Source organism: Streptococcus sp. NLN64, from assembly GCF_015831295.1.
Classification (GTDB): Bacteria; Bacillota; Bacilli; order Lactobacillales; family Streptococcaceae; genus Streptococcus.
In genome coordinates, this window is sequence record NZ_JADXDQ010000084.1 from 1 (window position 1) to 4,522 (window position 4,522).

Genomic DNA, 4,522 nt, shown 5'->3' on the forward strand with positions numbered 1-4,522 from the left:
TCAAAAGAAAAATTCTTGTTTTTAGCATTATTATTTGTTAGACTGAACATGTGGATTTCCTTTCTTTTTGTGGTTTTGCTTTCACTTATATCATAAAGGGGAAATCCTTTTTTGTCTAGTCGAATGTCTCACCCAATGGGTGAAAAGCAGAACCTTCCAGAAACCCTGTGATCAATACGGTTTCTGGAAGGTTTTTAAGTTAGGTATGAATAATTGGGGTTTAAGGAATTTTTTCTTGGGAGTTTTCATACTTAACTAACTTCTAAATCGGAATACTCGAAAAATTTCAAAAAGATGACTAGGAAAGCCGATGATGGTAGAACTGAGGTTCACCGAAGAGGCTTGACAACGTCAGATTTTGAAATTTAATGAGTATCAGTTGCCAGGTGGATAGATATAGGTCAGATGTCCCAGCCCTTGGCTGGGGTCGAACCAGCCGCGGTAGTTGCGGATGGCTCCTTGGCCGTTGTAGTTGGCTTCTTTGACTTGGATGGCTTGGGGGGAGGCTACGTGGGTGACGAGGGCTACGTGTCCGTAGCCACCGTCGTCCCAGCAGGCGATGGCTCCGATGCGGGGTTCTGGTCCTGTTCGGAAGCCAAGGGCTTGGGCTGAGGTGGCCCACTGGCCGCCGTTGCCCCACCAGTCGCCAACCCAGGGGACCAGGCGTTTGACGCCCCAGGTGCATTGGCCGGTGGGGTAGGTTGGTGCTGGGTAGAGGGGCTGGAAGTCGTGGTCACTACTTTCCTCAATAGTTGTCGCTAGGTCAGTGTGTTTGCTTTCTGTTTGTGCTGGTTGAAAGGTTTTGTGGTAGATGGTTTGGGGTTGTCCTTGTTTGAGGGCTTTGATTTGAATGGTTGCCTTTTTTGTTGGTGGAAGTTGGATGCTGGTTTGGTAAAGGGCTGGGCTGATCTTGGTTAGGGAGTAGGTTTGATTGTTGAGAAGGACTTGGATTTGTTCCAGGGCTTGGGCTCTGGAAAGTTCGAGGTGCAGGGTGTTGGCCTCCTCTTGGAGTTGCACTTGGGCTTCCAGTTTGTCGAGGGGGATGTGATAGTCTGCTAGGGGATAGGTTTGGCTTTGACCATTGGCAAAGGTGACTTCAATCTGACCTTGGATAGGGGTCGCAGAAAGGTCTTGGTTTAAATCGATAAGGGTTTGCAAGAGTCCGTCTGGTCTTTCTGGGGTTAAGGGAAGGATTTTTGGATTCTGCTGGTCTTGGGTGATTCGCAGGTTAGCCTTGTGGATGGCAGGGCTCTGGGGGGCTGGTTTGAGTTGAAAGAGGAGGAGACCTTGGTCGAGTTTGGCGGATGAAAATTGGGTGCGTGGTTTTAAATCTTGTGGGTTCTTCTTGCTGTCTGGAGTTGAGGGGAGAAGCAAGGTACCGCTTTGAAGGATTTGCCCGTGGGGTCCTTGGAGCCGATAGGTGTAGGGACCGGAGTCAGGTGGAAAGTCTTTGAGGTTTAGGGTTAAGTCTGGGTGTTCTTTCTCTTGCTCAAGGGGGAAGTAGTGCCAGTTCTTTGGGTCTTGGTTAGTCCAGATTTGAAGGGTCAGAGGTCTCTCTTTTTTTACCATAGGAAAAATCAGCTTCACCTGCTGGGAATCCAATAAGGTAACTTGGACGGATTGGCTAGGGCGAAGGGCTTCTTGAATGGGATTGCTTGGATACATGGGCTTCTCCTGTCTGTCTTTTTCTATTCATTCGGAATGACTGGAGAAAAAGTTGTAAATAAGGTAAACTGGTAGGAGAATACTTGGAGGAGGACGACATGTTAGAACGGTATACGCGGCCAGAAATGGGGGCCATTTGGTCGGAGGAAAATAAGTACCAAGCTTGGTTGGAAGTTGAGATTTTAGCCGCTGAGGCTTGGGCTGAGTTGGGGGAAATTCCTAAGGAAGATGTGGCCTTGTTGCGGGAGAAGGGGAGCTTTGAGGTTGAGCGGATTTTAGAAATTGAACAGGAGACCCATCATGATGTGGTGGCCTTTACGCGAGCCGTTTCAGAATCTCTGGGCGAGGAGAGTAAGTGGGTTCACTTTGGGTTGACCTCAACGGATGTGGTCGATACGGCTTATGGTTATCTCTATAAGCAGGCCAATGCGATTTTGCGTCAGGATTTAGAGAATTTCTTGGGCATTCTTGCAGAGAGGGCGCGTGAACACAAATACACGATTATGATGGGCCGGACCCACGGGGTTCATGCGGAGCCTACGACCTTTGGCTTGAAGCTGGCAACCTGGTACAGTGAAATGAAGCGCAATTTGGAACGCTTTAACCTGGTTGCTGAGGGGGTTGAAGCTGGGAAGATTTCAGGTGCCGTTGGGAATTTCGCCAATATCCCTCCTTTTGTGGAAGAGTACGTCTGTGAACGTTTGGGGATTCGTCCACAAGAAATCTCCACTCAGGTTCTACCGCGGGATTTACATGCCGATTACTTCAATTGCCTAGCCTTGATTGCGACCTCGATTGAGCGGATGGCGACCGAAATACGGGGCCTACAGAAGTCCGAGCAACGGGAGGTGGAGGAGTTCTTTGCCAAGGGGCAAAAAGGAAGCTCAGCCATGCCTCACAAACGTAATCCTATTGGATCTGAGAATATGACAGGCTTGGCGCGTGTCTTGCGCGGTCATATGGTGACTGCCATGGAAGATGTGGTGCTTTGGCACGAGCGAGACATCTCTCATTCTTCAGCAGAGCGTATTATCGCTCCAGATTCAACCATTCTTTTGGACTACATGCTCAATCGCTTTGGCCGTATTGTCCAGAATTTGACCGTATTTCCTGAGAATATGCGCCGGAACATGGATGCCACCTTCGGCCTTATCTACAGCCAGCGTGTTTTATTATCTTTGATTGAAAAGGGAATGACGCGGGAAGCCGCCTATGACTTGGTTCAGCCCAAAACGGCTCAAGCCTGGGATCATCAGGTTGATTTTAAATCTCTTCTACTAGAAGATTCAGAAATCACTTCCTATCTCACCCCAGCGGAAATTGAAGACATTTTTAATCCAGACTATTATACAAGCGGAGTAGATGCTATTTTCACTCGTTTGGGACTATAATACTCATTACATTTCAAAATCTGAATGTGGTAATCCTCTTCGCCGAACTTATTGATTGCGTGCCTTGCACGCCTTATTGATAAGATTCAACAGGTCTCCCAGACCTGTTGAACTATCTTCATCGGATGGATTGCAAGCGATGCTCGCCTCATTACGTATTAATTTTAATCCAATTCCTGGATTAAAATTCGTTTCAGATTTCGAACTGTTTCGAGTATAAACAAAAAGGGCCTGTCTTCTCCTGGGTGAGAAGTGGGCCCTTTTTTCGGTGTTTTTTGAATTCGGTCATTGCTCATAGTTCATTGATTCCGTGACAGGAGGGTGAACTTGAAGTAATCACCACGTTTATAGGTTTTACGGTATTCCAAAATTTGACCAGTTGATTCAAGGCGCGTGGTTTTGGTTTGAAGGACAGTTGGAAATTCTTCAGCAACCTCTAGGCGTTTGCTAATTGCAGACTCTGTTGGAAAGAGAATTTCAGTTGTCTCCTCAAACTTTTCATCATTGAGATGAATATGGTAGTCAAACTTAAACCGGTCGTAGATAGAGCTATAGTAACTCAAGTCCGGATAATTGGCATTGATATACTGCTCTGGGATATAAGATTCATGGAAAACATAAGGGGTACCATCCGCTGTACGCATCCGTTCGATCTTATAGTAGTAGTGCATTGGGCCAAGTCCAAGTTTTGCGATGAACTCAGGATTATTATCCCGTGTGATAGATAGGACCGTCACTTCATCGACTTTACCCTCAAGAAAATCAGCATCAGAATATTCGATGAGTTTATGATCACCAGCTCGGGATACAAAGGTACCTTTCCCCTGTTGGCGGACGATGTAACCGTCTTTAGCTAGATCGTTCAAGGCCCGTACAACCGTAATTGAACTAACATTATACATATCAATCAACTCGGCTTCGGTATAAAATTTATCTCCATTTTCAAATTGACCGGAGATAATTTTGTGCTTGAGTTCATCTTTGATTTGTTGATACTTTGGGATTGCCATGCTATATATCACCTCACTTTCCTTCCCTCTATTAAGATTTTACCATAAAAACTTAAAAATATCTTGACAAAATACGAATTTTTTAATATATTATTAAGTTATGTCTTTTATAGGAAGAAAACAGACCACTTTGAGGCTAATCTCTAGGAAAATGAAGAGCAGGAGTAGGCTTCTTCTGCTTTCCTGAAGGAGATATGAATAAGGGTGGTATAGTCTTTTATTTGAAAATAACACAGTAAAAAAGCGCAAAAAAACACTATCTGTGTTATACTTAAGGTGAACATATTTAAAGATGTCTTAAGGATGTTGCCGCATCCCTAATGCTTTGACTGCTTCATAAGTTTGATGTGTTTTCAAAAGTTTGTAGACAATTCTTAGTATCTTATGAGCACAAGCGATAACAGCCTTCATCTTACTTCCTCTTTGGGAAACTCTATTGTATAAAGATGAGAAAGC

Annotated in this window: 3 protein-coding genes; 1 reads left to right on the plus strand and 2 read right to left on the minus strand. The window is 45.1% G+C overall.

Going from position 1 to position 4,522, the window contains the following annotated elements; all coding sequences use genetic code 11:
- Positions 1-375 precede the first annotated feature (375 nt).
- Entirely contained in the window at positions 376-1,665 is a 1,290-nt protein-coding gene (locus tag I2503_RS08980; protein WP_247644708.1) for a CHAP domain-containing protein, read from the minus strand.
- 98 nt (positions 1,666-1,763) lie between these two features.
- Between I2503_RS08980 and purB the strand changes: the two genes are divergently transcribed.
- The gene (gene purB, locus I2503_RS08985; RefSeq protein ID WP_196967731.1) at positions 1,764-3,056 is read left to right on the plus strand and encodes an adenylosuccinate lyase; all 1,293 of its coding nucleotides are present in this window, start codon (positions 1,764-1,766) and stop codon (positions 3,054-3,056) included.
- A 299-nt stretch (positions 3,057-3,355) separates the two neighbouring features.
- On the opposite strand, the gene I2503_RS08990 is transcribed toward purB, so the two are convergent.
- Positions 3,356-4,066 carry a GntR family transcriptional regulator gene (locus tag I2503_RS08990; protein ID WP_196092425.1) on the minus strand — a complete coding sequence of 237 codons (711 nt, stop codon included), beginning with the start codon at positions 4,064-4,066 and terminating at the stop codon, positions 3,356-3,358.
- Between the last annotated feature and the right edge of the window lie 456 nt (positions 4,067-4,522).